This window comes from Mesorhizobium sp. WSM4989, from assembly GCF_029625795.1.
Taxonomy (GTDB): Bacteria; Pseudomonadota; Alphaproteobacteria; order Rhizobiales; family Rhizobiaceae; genus Mesorhizobium.
Window position 1 is genome coordinate 2,536,588 of the sequence record NZ_JARTVN010000001.1, and the last position, 20,591, is coordinate 2,557,178.

Here is a 20,591-nt window from a genome sequence, read left to right on the forward strand (position 1 = left end):
ATATCAGCCGTCCGCGCCTTGTATTTGAGAAAGTGCGGCGCGGTCAGGTGGGCGTGGTAGGCGGAATGATCGACGTAGCATTCGATGACGCGCACCGTTTCGGGCGAACCCTTTTATCGAGACCGCGTGCAGGAACAACACGCCGGGCTCGTTCTGCACCGAGGCCTCGATCTCTTCGGCGAGCAAGGCCCTGAAGATGTCGAGCTGGAAGGCATCGATCTCCAGCTCCGCAATCCGTACGATCGGCCTGCCGCATCTCTCCGCCATCAATGGTTCTCCTGTCTGCAGCCGCGGATGCCGGCGCCGACTGTGCAAAACCACAGTCGGTGCTGCGCTTAGACCGCTATCGCCCGGTCCGCGTCCCGACTAGCTTTTGTCCTACAAAAACAAGAATCACGGGGAAGCGCTCATGCCGTTCGTCAGCATACGGATACTCGAGGGTCATTCGCAAAAGCGCAAGAACGAGATCTCTCGCCGGGTCACCGAGGCGATCAGCGAGGTCGCCGGACTGCCCATGGACGCGATCTGGGTGGTGATCGAGGACGTGCCGGGCAGCGACTGGTTCGTCGCCGGCAAGCCGGTGCGGGAACCCAAGAGCCCGTGATGTCGATCCCGGCGCGCGCCCGTCATTCCGGCTTTGATGACGTCGTCGGCAATGCGGCGATGGAGCGGCTCGCCACCGGCTACGGCTTCATCGAAGGTCCGGTGTGGCATCCCTATGAGAAATGGCTGGTCTTTTCCGATATTCCGCAAAGCCGCATGTACCGGCGCAGCGCTTCCGGCGAAATCGCGGCGTTCCGCGACCCGAGCCACATGGCCAACGGCAACACGCTCGACCGGCAGGGGCGGCTGGTGACCTGCGAGCACGCTAGCAGCCGCGTTACCCGCGCCGAGCCGGGCGGCACCACGACCGTTCTCGCCACGCATTACCAGGGCAAGCAGCTCAACAGCCCGAACGACATTGTCGTCGCCACTGGAGGCTCGATCTATTTCACCGATCCGACCTACGGCCGAGCGGAATTCTACGGCGTGCCGAGGCCGCAGGAACTGTCCTACCAGGGCGTCTACCGGATCGACGGCGACGGCGCCGGGCTGACGTTGCTTGCCGACGATTTCGCGCAGCCCAACGGGCTCTGCTTCTCGCTCGATGAATCGCGGCTCTTCGTCAACGATACCACGCGTGGCCACATCCGTGTGTTCGGCGTCGAATCCAATGGTGACCTCAATGGCGGCGCCGTATGGGCTGTGACCGAGGGCGATGCGCCAGGCGCGCCGGATGGGATGAAGATCGACAGCCGCGGCAACCTCTATTGCACCGGCCCGGGCGGCATCCATGTCTTTGACGCGTCGGGCGATCTCCTCGGCGTCATCGCGACGCCGGAAGATTGTGCCAATTTCACCTTCGGCGACGAGGACCTGCGGAGCCTCTACATCGCCGCGTCGACGTCGCTCTACCGGCTGAGGGTACGGGTGCCGGGATTGAGGCTGTTTTGAGCGGGACCGTTCGCGCTCAGATCGGATGGGAGTGAAGCCGGCCCGCAGGGGCCGGTGGGAAGTGCAGCAGTCAACACATCTGGGAGGATAATGACATGAAGAAACTACTGGTCTTGAGCGCCTTTGCAGCCATGCTCGCCTCGGGCACCGCGCTTGCCGACACGAGCGGCAAGAAGATCGCCTTCTCCAACAATTATGCCGGCAATTCGTGGCGCCAGGCGATGCTCGACAGCTACGCCATCGTCACCAAGAAAGCGGTCGAGGACAAGGTCGTGGCGGCGGCGGATGTCTTCACCACCGCCGACAAGGAAGTGCCGACGCAAGCCGCGCAGGTGCAGAACCTGATCCTGCAGGGCTATGACGCCATCGTCATCAACGCCGCCTCGCCGGATGCGCTGAACGGCGCCATCAAGCAGGCCTGCGACGCCGGCATCGTCGTCGTTTCCTTCGACGGCATCGTGACCGAGCCTTGCGCCTACCGCGTCGTCGTCGACTTCAAGGACATGGGTAGGCAGGAAGTCGAGCAGATGGCCAAGTTCCAGCCGAAGGGCGGCAATTTGCTGGAAATCCGCGGGCTGGCAGGCACCTCGATCGACGATGCCATCCATGCCGGTATCCTCGAAGGCGTCGCCGCCCATCCCGAGTTCAAGATCGTCGGCTCCGTGACCGGCGACTGGGACCAGACCACGGCGCAGAAGGCGGTGGCGACCATCCTGCCGTCGCTGCCGGAGATCGTCGGCGTCGTCGACCAGGGCGGCGACGGCTACGGCGCCGCGCAAGCGTTCGCCGCCGCCGGCAAGCCGCGTCCGACCATCATCATGGGCAACCGTCAGGACGAGCTGAAGTGGTGGAAGGAGCAGAAGGACAAGGACGGCTACCAGACCTGGTCGGCCTCGATCGCGCCCGGCGTGTCGACGCTCGCCTTCTGGGTAGCGCAGCAGGTGCTCGACGGCCGCAAGGACGTGCCGCACGATCTGCTGGTGCCGTATCTCGCCTTCACCCAGGACAATTTCGAGGCCGCGCTGCCGAAGATCAAGGAAGGCGGCGTCGCTACCCACGAATACACCCAGGAAGACGCGATCGCGGCCATCAAGGCCAACATCAAGCAATAGCGGCGCGACATTGCCAGCCGCATCGCCGACCGGATATCGTTGAGGATGCTCCAGGCTATTGCAGACATCGTCAGGCTGGACGGCGCCGAAAAGCACTTCGGCGCCGTCCGCGCGCTCAACGGCGTCGACTTCCATGTCGGCGCCGGCGAATGCGTCGGGCTGGTCGGGCACAACGGCGCCGGCAAGTCGACGCTGATGCATATGGTTGCGGGCACGCTGCGGCCCGATGGCGGGCAGATCGCGGTGCGTGGCAACCAGGAAGCGAGCTATTCCGTGGCGCGCGCGCTCGAGCTCGGCATACGCTGCGTGTTCCAGGAGCTGTCGCTCTGCCCAAACCTCAGCGTCGCCGAGAACACGCGCATCAACCATCCCTCGCTCAGCGGGCTCGGCTGGCGGCGCAAGGCCGCCGATCTCATCCAGGCCAAGCTCGACGAGATCTTTCCCGACCACGGCATCGCGGCGGACGACATTGCCGGCGATCTGTCGATCGGACGCCGCCAGATGGTCGAGGTGGCGCGCGCCTTCACGCTGACCCGCGAGCCGCTGCATCTGGTCATCCTCGACGAGCCGACCTCGTCGCTCGATGCGCACACGGCCGGCCAGCTGCTTTCATTCGTGCGCCGCTTCGTCGCCGCGGGCGGCAGCTGCATCCTGATCTCCCATGTGCTGGGCGAGGTGCTGCAGAATGCCGACCGCATCGTGGTGATGCGCGACGGCAAGGTGGTCGCCGCCGACGCCGCAAGCGCGTTCGACCGGGACAAGCTGGTCGCCGCGATGGGCGGCGCCGGGGAACATCAGAAGGCCGCCGCCGAGACCCGCAAGGTCGCGGTTGGGGCTCTCAGGGTGCGGGCGCGCCCGGCGCGGCAGCAGGATGGCAAGGAGCTTGTCGCCCGGGCGGGCGAGATCATCGGCCTTGCCGGACTCGCGGGGCATGGCCAGACGGACCTGCTGCTCGCGATCTTCTCGGCCGCCTCGCGCGCCAGGGCCGGCATCGAAGTGACGGCGCCGGTGGCGCTGGTCGCCGGCGACCGCCAGGCGGACGGCATCTTCGCCCAATGGTCGATCGCCCAGAACATCGGCATCCGCTCGCTTCAGCGCCTGCGCGACGGCCTGCTGATCTCGCCGCAGCGCGAGGCGGAGCTGGCCGAATTCTGGAAGAAGAAGATCGGCATCCGCACGCCGGACATGAACAACAACATCTATTCGCTGTCGGGCGGCAATCAGCAGAAGGCGCTGTTTGCGCGCGCGCTCGGCTCCGATGCCGAGATCGTGCTGATGGACGATCCGATGCGCGGCGTCGACATCGGCACCAAGCTCGAAGTCTACGACCTCGTGCGCGAGGAGGCCGGAAAGGGCCGCACCTTCCTCTGGTACACGACCGAAACCGAAGAGCTCGACAATTGCGACCATGTCTATGTCTTCAAGAACGGCCGCATCGTCGCCAATCTTAGGCGCGACGAACTGACGGAGGAGAAGATCATCCAGTCCTCGTTCGGCGACACGGCCTGAGATGACGGCGATCGCTCCCGGCACGGTCCCCAAATCCTCGCGCGGCAGCGCGGCCCGCGCACGCACGCTGCGCAGCCTGCTGCCGGCGCTGTCGCTGGCGCTGGTGCTGATGGCCATCTCCTGGCTCAATCCGCGCGCCATCAGCTATTTCGGCTTCAATCTAATGCTGAACCTGGCGATCCCGATCGCGCTGGCGACGATCGCGCAGATGTTCGTCATCGCCGGCAATGAGCTCGATCTCTCGATCGGCACTTTCGTCGGCTTTGTCGGCTGCGTCACCGCCACCTGGCTCAGGGATGCGCCGTTCATCGGTGTCGCTGTGCTGCTCGGTTCAATCGGCGTCTACGCGCTGCTCGGCGCGCTGATCCATCTGCGCAACCTGCCCTCGATCGTGGTGACGCTCGGCATGAGCTTCGTCTGGCAGGGGCTGGCTATCCTCATCCTGCCGAAGCCGGGCGGCAAGGCTCCGGACTGGCTGCTGGCGATCATGTCTTTCAAGCCGCCCTATATCCCGTTCCCTATCCTGGCGGCATTGCTCATCGCGGCGATCGTGCATTTTGGCCTGATGCGCACTTCATATGGCGTCATCCTGCGCGGTTCCGGCGGCAATGCCGCGGCGCTCAGGCGCGCCGGCTGGTCGCTGCTCAAGACAAAGATCGTGCTCTTCGCGCTGACGGGCCTGTTCGGCGTGCTTTCCGGCATGGCGCTGATCGGCATCACCACTTCGGCCGACGCCAATATCGGCAACGGCTACACGCTGCTTTCGATTGCCGGCGTCATCCTTGGCGGCGGCGAGTTCGTCGGCGGCCGGGTGTCGCCGATCGGCGCGGTCATCGGCGCGCTGACGCTGGCTTTGGCCGCCTCGCCGCTCCTGACCTTCATGCACATCCCGCCCGATTGGCAAGTGGCCGCCAATGGCGCGATCCTGATCATCGTGCTGGCGGCCCGGGTGCTGATCAGCCGCAGGGAGAGGTGAACGATGACCTCTGTCCGGATGCTGCTTGAAAAACCCTGGCTCTGGTCCTTCGTCGGCGCCGTTCTCGTGTGGGTGGCGACCGTCGCCTTCACCGGCGGCTATGGCGCCGGCGGTATGGTCACGGCGGCACTTTCGCTTGCCGTCTTCACCGTCATCGTCGGCGTCGGCCAGATGTTCGTCATCACGCTCGGCCCCGGCAATGTCGACCTGTCGCTGCCCGCCAATATCGGACTGGCGAGCGCGGTGGCGATGAAGGTTATGGGCGGCAGCGATTCGATGATCGTCGTCGGGCTGTTGGCGGCGCTCGCCTGCGGCGCGGCGATCGGCGCCATCAACTATCTGCTGATCTGGGCGCTCAGGATTCCGCCGATCATCGCGACGCTGTCGGCGAGCTTCATCATCCAGTCGGTCGACATCAGCTACGGGCGCGGCCTGCAGATCAAGCCGCCGCCTGGCTTTGCCGATTTCACCAACTGGCAGGTGCTGGGGATCCCGGTGCTGGCGATGCTGACGGTGGTCTTCACCATCGCCGCGGCGCTGGCGCTGCAGCGCATGATCTATGGCCGCTCGGTGCTGGCGATCGGGCAGAACATCCGCGCCGCCTGGCTGGCCGGCGTCAATGTCGGCCGCATCCGCTTCCTCACCTACACGCTTTGCGGCGCGCTGGGTGGCATCGACGGCGCGCTGCTTGCCGGCTATTTCCGCGGCGCCAATGTCGATATCGGCAATGAATATCTGCTCGCCTCCATCGCGGTCGTCGTCATCGGCGGCACCTCGGTCGCCGGCGGCAAGGCCAACGTGCCCGGCGTCTGGGGCGCCGGCCTGTTCCTGGTGCTTTTGCTCACCATGCTCAACACCTTCGGCGTCAGCGCCGGCGTGCGGCTGGTGCTGACCGGGCTGATCATCGTCGGGGTGATCACGGCGGCGGGTGGCGAGAAGGCTGTGCGGTGACAAGTCGCGAGGAGGGGGTCGCTCTGCGGGGTCTCTCCAGCCAAATTTGACCATGTGGACAAAGGTCGGGCGTCGTTCCATAGTCCTCCCGTCTGACATGTTTTGAACGGCCGGCTCGACACGGTCGTCGAGCAGAGGGGATTTCAATGGAAAACGATCATCGCAAAACGCAACGCGCCGGCCTGTCGCGGCGCAATGTGCTGGAACTCGGCGCCCTCGGGCTGACCGCGGCGGCGCTGCCCGGCGTGGCCTTCGCCAAGGACAAGAAGCTGAAGGTGGCGGCGATCTTCGCGACGCCGATCGAGGAGCCCTGGGACAACCAGATCCATGTCGCCCTGCAGAAGGCCGAGAAGGAGCTGGGCATCGAATACAAATGGTCGGAGAAGGTGCAGACCGCCGACTTCAGCCGCGTGATGCGCGAATATGCGCAAGGCGGCTACCAGTTGGTGCTGGGCGACGCCTTCGCCGCCGAGCGCGAATCGCGGCGCACGGCAAAACAGTTCCCGAAGACGGCCTGGCTGTTCGGCTCCGGCGCCGGGCCTGCGGAACCCAATTTCGGCGTCTTCGACAACTGGATCCACGAGCCGGCCTATCTCTCCGGGCTGATCGCCGGCAAGATGTCGAAGTCGGGCACGATCGGCGCTGTCGCGGCAATGGGCATTCCGGAAGTGAACCGCCTGGTCAACGCCTTCTTCGCCGGCGCCAAGGAGGTCAATCCAAACATCAAGCGGAAGGTCGCCTTCATCGGCTCCTTCTTCGATCCGCCGAAGGCCAAGGAGGCCGCGATCGCGCAGATCGATGCCGGCGTCGACGTCATCTATGCCGAGCGTTTCGGCGTCATCGAAGCGGCGGTCGAAAAGAAGATCTACGCCATCTCCAACATGTCCGATCAGTCGAGCCTCGGACCCGACACGGTGATCACCGGCCCGGTATGGAATATGTATCCGACGGTCGAGCAGGCGATCAAGCTGGTCAAGGCGGGCGTCTTCACCGCGCAGGACTATGGCGACTTCTCGCGCATGGCCAAGGGCGGCTCCGATCTCGCCCCCTATCACAAGTTCGAGAAGACGCTGCCGGCCGAGGCCAAGGACCTGGTCGCCAAGAAGAGAGCCGAGATCCTGGAAGGCAATTTCCGCGTCGACGTCGACGAGAACACGCCGGTGTCGGATTGACCAGTACCCTCCCCCTTGCGGGGAGGGGTGCCGAGCGAAGCGAGGCGGGAGGGGTCGTCTCAACCGCTCGACCTTGACGACTGAAGATGGAGCGCGTCGCGGGCGACCCCACCCGGCCCTGCAGGCCACCCTCCCCTCGAGGGGGAGGGATATTAGGAGCATCCTTGCCCGTCCCACTGATCGAAATGCGCGGCATCACCAAGAGCTTCGGCGCCGTCAAGGCGAACGAGGGCGTAGATCTCAGCGTCGCCCCCGGCGAGATCCTTGGCCTGCTCGGCGAGAACGGCGCCGGCAAGACGACGCTCATGAACGTACTGTTCGGCGCTTATGCGCCGGATGCGGGCGAGATCCTGGTCGAGGGCAGGCCGGTCGCCATCCACAATTCGGCCGATGCACTCGCGGCCGGCATCGGCATGGTGCATCAGCATTTTCATCTGGCGCCGCGGCTGACGGTGCTGGAAAACCTCTTGATCGGCATTGCCGGCAAGTCCGGCCGCATCGACCGCACGGGCGGGCTGGCGCGGCTGAAGGAGATCGGCCGCCAACATGGCTTACATCTCGATCCCGGCCTGCCGGTCTCGGCGCTCTCGATCGGCGAGCAGCAGCGGCTGGAAATCATCAAGGCGCTGTTTCGCGGCGCCAGGCTCCTGATCCTTGACGAGCCGACGGCGGTGCTGGCGCCCAGCGAGGTCGATGGCCTCTTCGCCGCGCTGCGCTCGATGGCGGCGCAAGGGCTCGGCATCATCTTCATCTCGCACAAGCTCAACGAAGTCAGGGCGCTCACGCATCGTTGCGTCGTGCTTCGGCATGGCAAGGTCGCCGGCCGCGTCGATCATCCGGCAGGAACCACCTCGGCCGAGATGGCCAAGCTGATGTGCGGCCACGAAATCATGCCGCCGATCAAGGAGGTCTCGACGCCGGGCGCGCCCGTGCTGACGCTCGACGGCGTTTCCACCTCAGGTCACGGCGGCACGCCGCTGCGCGAGGTCTCGCTCTTTGTCCGCGCCGGCGAGATCCTCGGCGTTGCCGGCGTCTCCGGCAATGGCCAGCGGGCGCTGGCTGATGTGATCTCCGGCATGCTGTCGCCGAGTGCCGGTTCGATGACGATAGCCGGCAAAGCAGTTGCACAATTTTCGCCGCGGGCGCTGCAGGCGCTCGGACTCGGCCGCATCCCGGAAGACCGGATGACGACCGGGCTGGTCACCAATCTGCCTTTAGCCGACTCCATGGTGCTGCCCCGCATCGGCACCGAGGCCTTCAGCCGCATGGGGCTGCTCGATCCGGTGGCGATCCGCGCCTTCGCCGAAGCGCAGATCAAGGCCTATGACATACGCTGTCCCGGGCCCATGACGCGCGCCGGCGCGCTTTCCGGCGGCAATCTGCAGAAGGCGCTTTTGGCGCGCGAGCTCGCCTTCGACCCGAAGGTGCTGATCGTTTCGCAGCCGACGCGCGGCCTCGACATCGGCGCTGCACGGTTCATCCACGAAAAATTCCTGGCCATGCGGGCGAAGGGTTGCGGGATCATCGTGATTGGCGAGGATCTCGAGGAATTGCTGATGCTCTGCGACCGCATCACGGTGATGTATGAGGGTCGCATCGCCGGCACGCTTTCCGGCCCGGAGGCCACCGTCGCGAGGCTTGGGCTGCTGATGACCGGCGCGGAGGGGAGGGCGTAGAGCTATGGAATTGCCTCGGGAGCACGCCTGATGTTCCGTCTCGAAGTCCGCAGCTCGACGCCGGCCTGGTTCAATCTCGCACTACCGCTACTCGCCATCGCCGTCGCGCTGGTTTTGTGCAGCGGTCTCATCGCCGTCGCCGGCGCCGGTGTCATCGAAGCCTATGGCGTGATGCTCTCGGCCTCGCTCGGCGACAGCTACGCAATCACCGAGACGCTGGTGCGCGCCGCGCCGATGATCTTCACCGGCCTTGCGGTGGCGATCGCCTTCCGCGCCAAATTCTGGAACATCGGGGCCGAAGGCCAGCTGCTGGCCGGCGCGGTTGCGAGTTGTGCCGTAGGCGCCATCCCGATGCCAGGACCGCTCGCCATCCTGCTGATGGCGCTGGCCGGCGCGGCGGCCGGCGCCCTCGTCGCGCTGGTGCCGGCGACGTTGCGCGTCAAATTCAAGGTCGACGACGTGGTCAGCTCGCTGCTGCTCAACTCGGTCATCTATTACGCGCTGATGGCGCTGATCGAGGGGCCGTGGAAGGACACCTTTTCCGGTTATCCGATCTCGCCGCCAATCGAGGATTCCGCCAATTTCCCGGTGCTGATCGAAGGCACAAGGCTGCATATCGGCGTCGTCGTGGCGCTGATCGCAGCGCCCGTTTGCTGGTTCCTGATCGCGCGCACCACGCTCGGCTTCCGCATCCGCGTCACCGGCGAGAATGCGGAGGCGGCCCGCTATGGCGGCATCAATACCCAGCGCGTGCTGCTCTCCACCGCGCTGCTTTCCGGCGCGCTGGCCGGACTGGCCGGCGTCGGCGAGGTTGGTGGCGTCCATTTCCAGGTGATGAGCGACATCTCGCCGGGCTACGGCTATTCCGGCATCGTCGTCGCGATGCTCGCCAGGCTCAATCCGCTCGGCGTCGTGCCGGCCGCGATCTTCCTTGCCGCGGTCATGACCGGCGCCGAGGCGATGTCGCGCGCGACCGGCGTGCCGGCCTTCCTCAGTGAGGTCATCCAGGGTACAGCGCTGCTTGCGATGCTGGTGGCGCTGCTCTTCACCGCCTATCGCATCCGCCGCGTGGGGGCGTCCGCATGAGCGCGGTGTTAGAGCAGATTTTTCAGGTCGGCTTTCTCGCCGCCATCATCCGTATCGCCACACCGCTCGCCTTCGCCACGCTAGGCGAGATGTTTTCCGAGCGGGCGGGCGTGCTCAATCTCGGCATTGAAGGCATCATGCTGTTGGCGGCCATGGCCGGCTTCACCGCCGCGAGCCTGAGCGGCAGCCTGTGGCTGGGCATGCTGGTGGCCGTGCTTGTCGGGGCGGCGATGGGCGCGGTGCATGGGCTGTTCACGGTGGTCTTGGGCCTCAGCCAGCATGTCTGCGGCATCGGAGTGACGCTGTTCTGCTCTGGGCTCGCCTATTTCCTCTACCGGCTGATCTTCGGCCAGCAATCGGTGCCGCCCAGCATCAAGGGCTTTCAGCCGGCGCCGATCCCCCTGCTGTCGGACATTCCGATCCTGGGGCCGGCGGTGTTCAACCAGTTCACGCTGGTTTATCTCGCGATCATCGCCGTTCCGTTTGCCGCCTTCGTGCTCTACCGCACGCCCTGGGGGCTGTCGGTGCGCATGGTCGGCGAGAACCCGCGCGCGGCGGATTCCGCCGGCGTCAGCGTGATCGCCACGCGCTTCCAGGCCGTGATCCTCGGCGGCGCGCTGATGGGTCTTGCCGGCGCCTTTCTCACCATGGCGCAGTTCAACGCCTTCACCTTCGGCGTGGTGTCGGGGCGCGGCTGGGTGGCGATCGCGCTGGTGGTGTTCGGCCGCTGGGACCCGTGGCGTTCGGCGGGCGCGGCATTGCTCTTTGCCTTCGTCGACGCGCTGCAGCTCAGGATGCAGGCCAGCGGCCTCGGGCACATCCCTTACGAAGCCTTCCTGATGCTGCCCTTCATCTTCACCATCGTCGCCATGGCCTTCATTTCGCGCAACGCGGTCGCGCCTTCGGCGCTGCTGAAGCCGTTTCGACGCGAGGAACGGTAGGTAGATTCTTTCCTCGACGGTTGCAAGGTGGTTCCCCCAACGGATCAAGGTGCAAGAACCTTCCTGCACCGCCAAGGGTCGACCCCCCACTCCGTCGAGCTGCGCTCGACACCTCTCCCCCGATCGACGGGGTAGAGGAAGGGCGCCCAGCTTGGGACGCCTCAGATCGCCGTGAAGGCGTTGTCGACGAACAGATGCGCGCCGTTGACGAAGCTCGATTCGTCGCTCGCCAGGAACAGCGCCGCCTTGGCCACTTCCTCCGGCTCGCCGATGCGGCCCTGTTGCGCGGCCATGGCGGCATCGGAAACATCGACGCCGAGCTTCCCGAGGTCGGCGACCTCGCGCATTCCGTGCGGCGTGCGGATGAAGCCGGGACAGATGGCATTGCAGCGGATGTTGCGATCGCGGAACTCCACCGCGATGGCACGCGCGAACATGTGGCAGGCGCCTTTAGTGGTGTCATAGAGCACTTCGTTCGGCGTCGCTGCCACCGCCGAGATCGACGAGGTGCAGACGATCGAGCCGCCGCCGGCGGCGATCATGCCGGGCAGCACCGCGCGCGTCATCAGGAACATCGAGCGCACATTGACGGCGTGCAGCCAGTCCCATTCCTGCAGGGTCGTCTCCAAGAAGGGTTTAATCACGATGGTGCCGGCGTGGTTGAACAGCACGGTCACCGGCCCGAATTTTTCCGCGGCCGCCTTCGCCGCCGCCTCGACCTGCGCCTCGTCGGAAACGTCGGCTACGAAATGTTCCGCGACATGGCCGCGCGCGCGGATCGCCACGGCGGTCTTGCCGGCGGCCCCGCCATTGCGGTCGATGATCGCAACCTTGGCGCCTTCGGCGGCAAACAGCTCGGAAGCCGCTCCACCCATGCCCGTCGCGCCGCCCGAGATTATGGCGACCTTGCCCGCCAGCCTTCCACCCATGTTTTTCTCCCTGAGTCCTGTGAGACTATTTTGATGCTATCCCCTCGCGTACCGAATAGCCAAGCGCTTGAACGAGGCCGTTTGCCGCCGAAAAGCCGGAGCTACAGGCATTTTGTCGGATCCTCCCGGTGGCGCATCTCCGCACGTTTTTCGATCTCGGTGAGAATAAACGCCCCTCAAGTTTGCCGTTTCCGAGGACGTCCTTCCAAAAACCGGCGCAAAATAGCACTCGACAAAGTCTACTAACTTTATAGATTAATGGCCGAGAACGAGGTTCGACCATGACCTACATGCAGAATGCTCAGCGCAAGGGCCAGAGGCTGACCGCCGACCAGAGCTGGAGGCCCGCCTATGGCGGAACCTTCGCCTATCTCGTTTTCGCGCTGGCATTCGTGTTCACCGGCGCGGTGGTGCTTGGGATCATCCCCTGACAGAGCCGGGGGCCCTACGGCCCCGCCGTCCAAAAATCTGAGTTGGAGTAACCGGAGTAGATAACTGGCCGAGCGCCAGGGCGCGTCGGCGCGCCTGCGCGCATTGGATTGTTCGAGGTGGAGCGGGGCAAGCCAACGTGACGGAGGAGATGGCAATGCCGATCGAGTTCACGCATGTTCCCGGTAAGCCTGCGAATGGCAGCTTCTTCTACGATTTCGCCGAGACGGCGACCAAGCTGTCGCTGATCGAGGATGCGGGGTTCCGCAAGCTGGTGATCGACGATCCGGCCGGCCTGCTCGCCAACATGGACATCGCCGCGCAGACGCTCGACCGCACCCCGGCGCTGGAAGTGGTGCTGACGCACTGGGCCGGTGTGGTCGAGCCGGCGGTGGCGGCAAGGCAGCTCGCGGCGCTCGACCGCAGAGGCGGCGGCCGCCTGTCGCTCAGGATGCTGAGCGAGCCGCTCCAGGACAGTGATGCCGAGGCGCGGCCGGTCGGCCACAGCGTGGTGTGGCAACGCATCGACGAATATCTTGTGCTGCTGAAGCGGCTGTGGTCGAACGACAAGCCCTTCGACCATGAAGGCGCCTTCTACAGCGTCAAAGGCGGTTACGTGCCGCGCAAGGGCCCGCATGGCGGCAACCTCACCATCCGGCTTGGCGGCCAGTCCGGCACAGCGCTGAAGGTCGCCGGCCGGCATGCCGATATATTCGAGCTGGCGGCCGGCTCGCCGGACGAAGTCGCGCAGTTGATGCAGCGTGTGCGCGGCGCTGCAGCCGAGCACGGCCGCGCCGGCAGATTGCGCTTCGCGCTTCCCGTCCGCATTCGCCCCGAAGGCTGGTCCGGCGCCTCCGACCACAAGGCGGTCGAGGTCGCGGGGCCGCCGGCGCGGCTTGCGCTCTCGCTGTTGCCCTATGCCGCGCTAGGCATCGAGGAATTCATGATCGGCGGTATCGACCGTCCCAGCGAGATCGCGCGGATCGCGAGACGGTCACGCTGATCGCGAATTCGCTGGCTCGGTGCGACGCCGACACCCTGGCGCCAGGAACGTTCGCGTCGCGCTCGTTCACCGGGGCACACCTTCGGTGAAATCGCGGAGCGAGGTGAGATCGGCCGCTGCGGCTGCCGGTTTCATCAAGACGGGACATAGTGAAGACATTGATCAAGGTCACTGCGGTCGACATGGCTTGGCTCCGTCTGTCTTGGCGGCGGCGGCTAACCGTGAAGACGAAAGCGATGCCGGGAACGGAACGGTGCACGCAAAAAGATTTGTGACCGGCGGATTCTGCGATCCCGAAATCCCGATATCAATCCCGTTCTTCTGCGATCCGCGACAGCGCGGCGATGACCGCCTCCGAGCTCGCCAGCGCGCCGAAGACGCCGTCCTCGACCGTCACCATATGCAGCGCGGCTTCGTGCGCCCGGCCGTCGCCGCTGGCGCAGGCGTCCGCAATCGTCAGGCATTGGAAATTGCGGTCGCAGGCCTCGCGCAGCGTCGTGTGAACGCAGACATCGGTCGTGCAGCCGGTGAACATCAGATGGGTGATGCCGCGCGCCCTCAGCACCAGTTCCAGATCCGTATAGGTGAAGGCGCCGTTACAGGTCTTGTCGACAATGATGTCCTCGGGCCTGACTTCTATGTCGGCGACGATCTGGAAGCCTGGGCTGGAGCGCAGCAGGATATCGGTGCCGTCCAGTCCCGCCCGCTTGCGGCGCCATTTTTCGTAAGCCGTCATATCGGCCATGTCGGCGCGGTAGCCTTGCCTCGTATGGACGATTGCGAGGCCGGCGGCGCGCGCGGCCGCAATCAGCCGATTCACCGTCGGCAGAATGGCCCGCAGCGGCGAAGGGTCATAGCCTTTCCTGGCGAAATAGCCTGTCGGCGACAGGAAATCCGCCTGCAGGTCGATCACGAGCAGGGCGGTGTCTTGCGGCACCAGCCTTCCGTCATAGGGGAAGTCGAACGGGGTCGCCTTGATCATCGCCTGCTGCCTCGGTTGTGGCTGACATGGTGGCCCAGCGACGGCGTCGCAGTCCAGACCTCACGGCGTCCCCGGCTACCGGCGCGCGACCCGGATATTTGATGGTGATGGACATCTTAATAGTTGACTCGCTAACTCATGTTTTCTAGTCAGACGGCATTGGCGTGCAATGATGAAGCGAGGACTAGCCTTGTCCCGGAACAGTCTTTTTGTGGTGCTGGCCGCGTTCGCCATTCTTGCGGCCGGCTCCTTTCTTCCCGACGTCGCGCTGGCGCAGGAGCAGCCGGCACCCGCGGCACCGGCCGCACAAGCGCCCGCTCAGCAGCCCATAACAGCTCCGGCAGTCGTGCAGGCAGCTCAGGCCCCGGCCGCGGCACAGCCCCCGGCGACGGAGGCACCAACCGCTGCCGCACCGACCGAACCGCGCGTTCAGCCGGCGCCGGGCACTGCCGGGGGCGAAGAGACTTCCGCCGTTGCGCTGACGCTGCCGCATGACCTGTCGCCCTGGGGCATGTTCATGAATGCCGACATCGTGGTGAAGGCGGTGATGGTCGGACTTGCTCTCGCTTCTCTGGTCACCTGGACGATCTGGCTCGCCAAGTCGCTGGAGATCCTCGGCGGCAAGCTCAAGGCGCGGCGCGCGGCGAACGCGATCGGCAATGCCGCGACGCTGATGCAGGCCGGCCGCGCGCTCGGCCACAGCGGCGGCCCGGGCGCGCTGCTGGTGCGGGCGGCGGAGGAAGAGCGCGCGCTCTCGGCCGGTGCGTTGGATCACATCTCGGGCGACGGCCTGAAGGAGCGCGTCACCTCGCGGCTGTCGCGCATCGAGGCGGCAGCTTCCCGGCGCATGTCGCGCGGCACCGGCCTGCTCGCCACCATCGGCTCCACGGCGCCCTTCGTCGGCCTGTTCGGCACAGTCTGGGGCATCATGAACGCCTTCATCGGCATCTCGCAGGCGCAGACCACCAATCTTGCGGTGGTGGCGCCGGGCATCGCCGAAGCCCTGCTCGCCACGGCAATGGGTCTGGTGGCTGCGATCCCGGCGGTGGTGATCTACAACGTCTTCGCGCGATCGATAGCCGGCTACAGGCAGATCCTCGCCGACGCCTCGGCAGGCGTCGAGCGGCTGGTCAGCCGTGACCTCGATTTTCGCACGGTGCCGCCGGCAACCGCGTTGGCAGCGGAGTGAGCGGCCAATGGCGGCGCGGATTCGCGAGACGGCCGGCGACGATCTCGAGGAAAGCCACGAGATCAACGTCACCCCGTTCATCGACGTCATCCTGGTGCTTTTGATGATCTTCATGGTCGCGGCTCCGCTTGCGACCGTCGACGTCAATGTCGACCTGCCCGGGTCGACGGCGACGCCGGCGCCACGGCCGGAGACACCGCTGTTCCTGACGCTGAAAAGCGATCTTTCTCTGGCGATCGGCAATGAGGCTGTGCCGCGACCGAGCTTCGCCACCGTGCTCCACAGCCGCACCAAGGGCGACAAGCAGACGCGCATCTTCCTGCGCGCCGACAAGACGGTGGGCTATGGCGAGCTGATGGAGGTAATGAACCTGCTGCGCGCTGCGGGCTACCTCAAGATCGCGCTGGTCGGGCTGGAGACGGCGTCCGGCACCGGGGCTGCGGCCGCGGGCGCCACCTCCGCGCCGGCGACAAGCGGAAGCGCGGCGCAATGACGCAAGCGATCGCCGCCTTGTCCACCCAGCCACGCTTCGGCTTCCGCGAAGCCGGTCTGTGGGCAAGCGCGGCCACGGTTATTTTCGCCGCGCATGTCGCGGTCGCTTATGCGGTGCAGAATCTGAGCTTTACCGAGGTGCCGGACGGCGGCCCGCCGCCGGCGCTGGCAGTCGAGATGACGCCGCTGCCGACGACGCCTGGCGTGCCGGAAGAGGCGGCCATGCTGGACACGGTCACGCCGGAGCCGCCCGATGCAATCAAGGAGGCGCCGGCGGTCAGCGAAGTGAAGCCGGTGATCGATCCGGCGCCGGTCATGAAAAGGGTCGAGCCGGTCGCCGAGCCGCCGGTCGATTCCGACAAGGCGGAGGAGGCCGAACCGGCGGAGACAGCAGCTGCGCTCAGCGAGCGGCCGCCGCTAGACGAGGTCGTGCCCGACCCAGTCGAGACAGTTACTCCCGACGGCTCCGTTCCGCTGCCGCAGCCAAAGCCTGTCGAGGCGCAGCCGAAGGCAAGCCAACCCGTCGAGGCGAGGAAAAAAGCGGAAAAGAAGCCGGTCGAAAAGCCGAACCAGAGGAAAAGGGCAAAGGCCGCGCCGCCAAAGGCCGTGACGATGGCCAGCATCGATGCCAACGCAGGCGCGAAAGCCGCCGCGCCGCAATCCTCCGAGTCGGTGTCGCGATCGAGCGTCAGCCCGTCGCGCTGGAATTCCAGCTTGGCGGCATGGATCAGGCGGAATATCCGGTATCCGAGCGCGGCGCGCTCCAGGCGCGTCGAGGGCACGCCTACCGTAACCTTCACGGTAGACGTCTCCGGCAGGGTGGTCTCTGCCCGGCTGGCGCAATCCTCGGGCGATCCGGATCTCGATCGCGCCGCGCTCGGCGTGTTGCAGGGCGCGTCGGTGCCGGCGCCGCCGGCCGAACTCGGCGCCCACGTCACCCGCACCGCGCCTTTCGTCTTCAGCCTGCGCGATTAGATGCCCCGCCGCGCCATGCAACTTTGAGGCTTGACTGGCGGGCGGTAGGGAATAGGGTAGCTGCGAACATATCGGCCTCGGTCGCCGGACGGCAAGAATGCCTCGTATGCCTCGCCTGTCGGCGGCGGCTGCGGGGCTTTTTCATTTTTGGGGCATTGCTTGAAACGGCGTATCGAGATCGGCGTCCTCTATTCGCGATCCGGCAGCTACCAGCTCGTCTCGGACGCGTGCCGTACGGGCGCGATGCGGGCGATCGCCGACATCAATGCCGACCGAAGCTGCGGGATCGAGCTGGTGCCGGTCGAACGCGATCCGCAAAGCAATGCCGACCGCTACGCCTCACTTTGCGAGGATATCTTCCGGACCAGCAGCGCCCGCCACGTGATCGGCTGCATTACCTCCTGGAGCCGCAAAGAGACGATCCCTGTGCTGGAGAAGGCGGGCGGCATGCTCTGGTATGCCTGCCCCTATGAGGGGTTCGAGGCCAACGAGCATGTCGTCTACATGCATGCCTGCCCGAACCAGCATCTGGTTCCGCTGATGGCTCATGTAGCGCCGCGTTTCGGCGCCAACGGCTTCCTGCTAGGCTCGAACTATATCTGGGGCTGGGAGATGAACCGCGTCGCGCGCGACCTGATCGCCGACGCTGCGGGCAAGGTGCTCGGCGAGCGCTACCTGCGCATCGGCGAAACCGACGTTTCGCGCCTGATCGATGAAATCCGCGCCACGCGGCCGAACTTCATCCTCAACAACCTCATCGGCACCTCGTCCTATGCCTTCCTGGCGGCATATCGCGACTTGGGACGCGAGAATGCGGCCTTCAAGGCCGATGCCTGCCCGGTCATATCCTGCAATCTCACCGAGGGCGAGTTGCCGGCGATCGGCGAAACGGGCAGGGGCCATTTGTCGGCCGGACCCTATTTCGCGCCGCGCCCGGCTGCCTTCGCCTCGTCCTTCGAGGCGTCCGCCTATGCATCGGTGCAAGTGATGGCGGACGTGCTCTCCGGCGATCCCGACGCCGGCCCGGCGGCGTTCTCAAAAGCCTTCGCCGGGCGCCGCTTCAGGACCCGCCTGGGGCCTATCGCAATCGATCCGCACACGCAGCATGCAACCCTGCCGGTGATCATCGGGCGCATCGCCGATGGATTTTTCGAGGTCGTCAGCCGCGAGGAAGAGGTGGCGCCCGATCCCTATCTGTCGCGTTACGACCCGGCGAAGACCTTCGGCCGTCCGCGGCTCAGGGTGGTGTCGTGAGCCGGTCCGCACGCATCCCCAATCTCGGCGGCGCGCGGGCCTTCGTGCTGCATCGCCCGCACGCGACGGTGCAGGCGATCACCAGGCAGCTGTCGGCGATCGGCCTTGAGGCGGTCGAATGCTGGCCGCAATTGCCGGCAGAGGCGCTTGCCGCGGATTTCGTCTTCTTCGACGCCGATCTCGGCTTCGACGAGCAGTTCCCGTGGCAGCCGGGCGAGGCGCCGATGCCCCTGGTGGCGCTGATCGGTTCGGAAGCGCCGGGCCGCATCGAATGGGCGCTGTCGCAAAAAGCCGACGCGCAATTGTTGAAACCGGTCGGCAATGCGGGCGTGTACAGCGCGCTGCTGATCGCCCGGCAAAGCTTCGAGGCGGGGAAACGGCTGGCCGACGAGATCGCGTCGCTGCGCCAGCGCGTCGGCGAGCGCCAGACCATCGTGCGCGCGGTCGCGGCGCTGTCGAAAGGCAGCGACGACGATCGCGCCTATGCGCAGTTGCGGTCGCTGGCGATGAGCTGGCAGATCAGCGTCGAGGAAGCGGCCCGGCGGATCGTGGCGATGACGGAAAACGAGGATGGCGGTGACCAATCCCATCGCGCCTGATCTCCCGGCGCCGGGCCAAATGCCGGTCAAGCCGCGCGCCGGCGTCTGGCGCCGGCTGCTCAAGCGGCCGCTGGCGCTGCTCGGACTCTTCATCGTCGCCATCGTGCTTGCTGGCGCCATCCTGGCGCCGTGGCTGACCGGCTACGATCCCAACGAGCAGATGTTCGACGGACTGACGCTGGAAGGTTCGCCCTTGCCGCCGAACGCCAAGTTCTGGCTGGGCACCGACCTGCTCGGCCGCGACCTGTTGACCCGCATCCTGTTCGGCGCTCGCACCTCGCTGATCATCGGCATCGTCGCCAACGGCGTGGCGCTTCTGATCGGTACGCTGGTCGGCGTCACGGCCGGTTATTTCCGCGGCTGGATCGGCAGCGCGCTGATGCGCTTCACCGACCTGATGATGGCCTTCCCGGCACTGCTTCTCGCCATCTGCCTGGCGGCGGTGTTCGAGCCGAGCCTTTGGATCGTTGCCATGGTGATCGCGCTGGTCAACTGGGTGCAGACCGCGCGCGTCATCTACACCGAAACCTCGTCGCTGTCGGAGCGCGAGTTCATCGATGCCGAGCGCACGATAGGGGCGAGCGCGCCGCGCATCCTGTTGCGCCATATCCTGCCGCATCTGCTGCCGACCATCATCGTCTGGGGCACGCTCGGCATCTCGACCACGGTGCTGCTCGAAGCCACGCTCAGCTATCTCGGCATCGGCGTGCAGCCGCCGACGGCCTCCTGGGGCAACATCATCTTCGAGAACCAGACCTATTTCCAGGCGGCGCCCTGGCTGGTGTTCTTCCCCGGCGCCGCGATCCTGGCGCTTGCGCTTGCCTTCAACCTGATCGGCGACGCGCTGCGCGACATCCTCGACCCGACGCAGAGGGGGCGGGCATGATCGCCTATCTCGGCCGACGTCTCATCCAGTCGCTGCTCATCCTGCTCGGCGTCTCGCTGATCACCTTCGCGCTGCTCTATCTGCTGCCGGCTGATCCAGTGCGCCAGATCGCCGGCCGCAGCGCGACGCCCGACACGGTTGAAAACATCCGCAGGCAGCTCGGCCTCGACCAGCCCTTCATCGTCCAGTACTGGCACTATCTCACAAGGCTGCTCCGCGGCGATCTCGGCCGCTCCTACATCCAGCGCTCGGAAGTCACCGAGCTCATCGTCTCGCGGCTGCCGGCGAGCCTGCTTCTGATGGTCGGCGCCATCCTGTGCGAGCTCGCGATCGGCCTTACCATGGGCCTGATCGCCGCCGTCAAGCGCGGCACCTCCACCGATCAGACCTTGATGGTCGCCTCCTTCGTCGGCGTCTCGGCGCCGCAATTCGTCGTCGGCCTGCTCCTGCTCTATGTCTTCGCCGTCCGGCTCGGCTGGTTCCCGATCGGCGGCTACGGCAGTTGGCGGCATCTTGTGCTGCCCTCGCTGACCATGGGCATACTCGGCGCCGGCTGGTATGCGCGCATGATGCGCTCGTCGATGATCGACGTTCTGCGCCAGGACTATATGCGCACCGCCCGCGCCAAGGGCCTGGCGCGCGGCGCCATCCTGTTCCGCCATGCGCTGCCCAACGCCATCCTGCCGGTGGTCGCCATGATCGGCATCGACATCGGCGTCTTCATGGGCGGCATCGTGGTGGTCGAAAGCGTCTTCGGCTGGCCCGGCATCGGCCAGCTCGCCTGGCAGGCCATCCAGCGCGTCGACATCCCGATCATCATGGGCGTCACCCTGGTCTCGGCCTTCGCCATCGTGCTCGGCAACCTGCTGGCCGACGTCATCGCGCCCTTCATCGACCCCCGAATTAAACTCAGATGAACAAGGCAACAACCAGAGA

Annotated in this window: 22 protein-coding genes; 19 read left to right on the top strand and 3 right to left on the bottom strand. The window is 65.9% G+C overall.

The features are described 5' to 3' along the window. Positions 1 to 3: 3 nt before the first annotated feature. Positions 4 to 267: a hypothetical protein gene (locus tag P9217_RS12315; RefSeq protein ID WP_311202689.1), complete on the bottom strand. Its 264-nt coding sequence runs from the start codon at positions 265 to 267 to the stop codon at positions 4 to 6. Between the two features lie 142 nt (positions 268 to 409). Between P9217_RS12315 and P9217_RS12320 the strand changes: the two genes are divergently transcribed. The 10 genes from P9217_RS12320 to P9217_RS12365 all read left to right on the top strand — a co-directional run bounded on the left by P9217_RS12320 (position 410) and on the right by P9217_RS12365 (position 10,917). Next, positions 410 to 604, top strand: a complete 195-nt coding sequence (locus tag P9217_RS12320) for a 4-oxalocrotonate tautomerase family protein (protein WP_067323038.1) — start codon at positions 410 to 412, stop codon at positions 602 to 604. Next, on the top strand, positions 604 to 1,494 hold the full coding sequence (locus P9217_RS12325; protein ID WP_095826272.1) for an SMP-30/gluconolactonase/LRE family protein: 891 nt from the start codon (positions 604 to 606) through the stop codon (positions 1,492 to 1,494). The genes P9217_RS12320 and P9217_RS12325 overlap by 1 nt, the downstream gene beginning before the upstream one ends. 95 nt (positions 1,495 to 1,589) lie before the next feature. Next, positions 1,590 to 2,606, top strand: coding sequence for an ABC transporter substrate-binding protein (locus tag P9217_RS12330; RefSeq protein WP_066998252.1), 1,017 nt, complete (start codon positions 1,590 to 1,592; stop codon positions 2,604 to 2,606). A gap of 45 nt (positions 2,607 to 2,651) precedes the next feature. Further along, positions 2,652 to 4,115 (top strand): sugar ABC transporter ATP-binding protein, encoded by a 1,464-nt coding sequence (locus P9217_RS12335; protein ID WP_278085915.1) that lies wholly within the window; start codon positions 2,652 to 2,654, stop codon positions 4,113 to 4,115. Between the two features lies 1 nt (position 4,116). Further along, positions 4,117 to 5,091 carry an ABC transporter permease gene (locus tag P9217_RS12340; protein WP_278085914.1) on the top strand — a complete coding sequence of 325 codons (975 nt, stop codon included), beginning with the start codon at positions 4,117 to 4,119 and terminating at the stop codon, positions 5,089 to 5,091. A 3-nt stretch (positions 5,092 to 5,094) separates the two neighbouring features. After that, positions 5,095 to 6,042 (top strand): ABC transporter permease, encoded by a 948-nt coding sequence (locus tag P9217_RS12345; RefSeq protein WP_067323048.1) that lies wholly within the window; start codon positions 5,095 to 5,097, stop codon positions 6,040 to 6,042. Positions 6,043 to 6,188: 146 nt separating this feature from the next. Then, a complete protein-coding gene (locus P9217_RS12350; RefSeq protein WP_278085913.1) occupies positions 6,189 to 7,214 on the top strand; it encodes a BMP family protein in 1,026 nt (341 codons plus the stop codon). 164 nt (positions 7,215 to 7,378) lie between these two features. Further along, the gene (locus P9217_RS12355; RefSeq protein WP_127247316.1) at positions 7,379 to 8,890 is read left to right on the top strand and encodes an ABC transporter ATP-binding protein; all 1,512 of its coding nucleotides are present in this window, start codon (positions 7,379 to 7,381) and stop codon (positions 8,888 to 8,890) included. A gap of 30 nt (positions 8,891 to 8,920) precedes the next feature. Next, on the top strand, positions 8,921 to 9,976 hold the full coding sequence (locus P9217_RS12360; protein ID WP_095799675.1) for an ABC transporter permease: 1,056 nt from the start codon (positions 8,921 to 8,923) through the stop codon (positions 9,974 to 9,976). Then, positions 9,973 to 10,917, top strand: a complete 945-nt coding sequence (locus P9217_RS12365) for an ABC transporter permease (RefSeq protein ID WP_278085912.1) — start codon at positions 9,973 to 9,975, stop codon at positions 10,915 to 10,917. Before P9217_RS12360 ends, P9217_RS12365 begins: the two co-directional genes overlap by 4 nt. Before the next feature lie 161 nt (positions 10,918 to 11,078). On the opposite strand, the gene P9217_RS12370 is transcribed toward P9217_RS12365, so the two are convergent. Continuing rightward, positions 11,079 to 11,846 (bottom strand): SDR family oxidoreductase, encoded by a 768-nt coding sequence (locus P9217_RS12370; RefSeq protein ID WP_095799677.1) that lies wholly within the window; start codon positions 11,844 to 11,846, stop codon positions 11,079 to 11,081. Positions 11,847 to 12,127: 281 nt separating this feature from the next. Between P9217_RS12370 and P9217_RS12375 the strand changes: the two genes are divergently transcribed. Both P9217_RS12375 and P9217_RS12380 read left to right on the top strand, forming a co-directional pair. Further along, the gene (locus P9217_RS12375) at positions 12,128 to 12,277 is read left to right on the top strand and encodes a hypothetical protein (protein ID WP_082953811.1); all 150 of its coding nucleotides are present in this window, start codon (positions 12,128 to 12,130) and stop codon (positions 12,275 to 12,277) included. A gap of 155 nt (positions 12,278 to 12,432) precedes the next feature. Further along, positions 12,433 to 13,278 carry an LLM class flavin-dependent oxidoreductase gene (locus tag P9217_RS12380; RefSeq protein ID WP_278085911.1) on the top strand — a complete coding sequence of 282 codons (846 nt, stop codon included), beginning with the start codon at positions 12,433 to 12,435 and terminating at the stop codon, positions 13,276 to 13,278. Between the two features lie 307 nt (positions 13,279 to 13,585). Here P9217_RS12380 and P9217_RS12385 read toward each other — a convergent pair whose 3' ends face one another. Next, on the bottom strand, positions 13,586 to 14,260 hold the full coding sequence (locus P9217_RS12385; protein ID WP_095799679.1) for an isochorismatase family cysteine hydrolase: 675 nt from the start codon (positions 14,258 to 14,260) through the stop codon (positions 13,586 to 13,588). Positions 14,261 to 14,450: 190 nt separating this feature from the next. On the opposite strand from P9217_RS12385, the gene exbB reads away from it, so the two are divergent. The 7 genes from exbB (at position 14,451) to P9217_RS12420 (ending at position 20,572) form a co-directional block, all read left to right on the top strand. Continuing rightward, complete coding sequence (exbB, locus tag P9217_RS12390) at positions 14,451 to 15,449, top strand: tonB-system energizer ExbB (protein WP_278085910.1); 999 nt, start codon at positions 14,451 to 14,453, stop codon at positions 15,447 to 15,449. Positions 15,450 to 15,456: 7 nt separating this feature from the next. Next, positions 15,457 to 15,942 (top strand): TonB system transport protein ExbD, encoded by a 486-nt coding sequence (gene exbD / locus P9217_RS12395; protein WP_278085909.1) that lies wholly within the window; start codon positions 15,457 to 15,459, stop codon positions 15,940 to 15,942. Next, the gene (locus P9217_RS12400; protein ID WP_278085908.1) at positions 15,939 to 16,916 is read left to right on the top strand and encodes a TonB family protein; all 978 of its coding nucleotides are present in this window, start codon (positions 15,939 to 15,941) and stop codon (positions 16,914 to 16,916) included. The genes exbD and P9217_RS12400 overlap by 4 nt, the downstream gene beginning before the upstream one ends. A gap of 159 nt (positions 16,917 to 17,075) precedes the next feature. Continuing rightward, positions 17,076 to 18,170 carry a transporter substrate-binding protein gene (locus tag P9217_RS12405; RefSeq protein ID WP_278085907.1) on the top strand — a complete coding sequence of 365 codons (1,095 nt, stop codon included), beginning with the start codon at positions 17,076 to 17,078 and terminating at the stop codon, positions 18,168 to 18,170. Further along, positions 18,167 to 18,769, top strand: coding sequence for an ANTAR domain-containing protein (locus P9217_RS12410; protein ID WP_066998217.1), 603 nt, complete (start codon positions 18,167 to 18,169; stop codon positions 18,767 to 18,769). Before P9217_RS12405 ends, P9217_RS12410 begins: the two co-directional genes overlap by 4 nt. Before the next feature lie 19 nt (positions 18,770 to 18,788). Next, complete coding sequence (locus P9217_RS12415; RefSeq protein ID WP_176478976.1) at positions 18,789 to 19,655, top strand: ABC transporter permease; 867 nt, start codon at positions 18,789 to 18,791, stop codon at positions 19,653 to 19,655. Continuing rightward, positions 19,652 to 20,572, top strand: coding sequence for an ABC transporter permease (locus P9217_RS12420; protein ID WP_278085906.1), 921 nt, complete (start codon positions 19,652 to 19,654; stop codon positions 20,570 to 20,572). The genes P9217_RS12415 and P9217_RS12420 overlap by 4 nt, the downstream gene beginning before the upstream one ends. Positions 20,573 to 20,591: the final 19 nt, after the last annotated feature.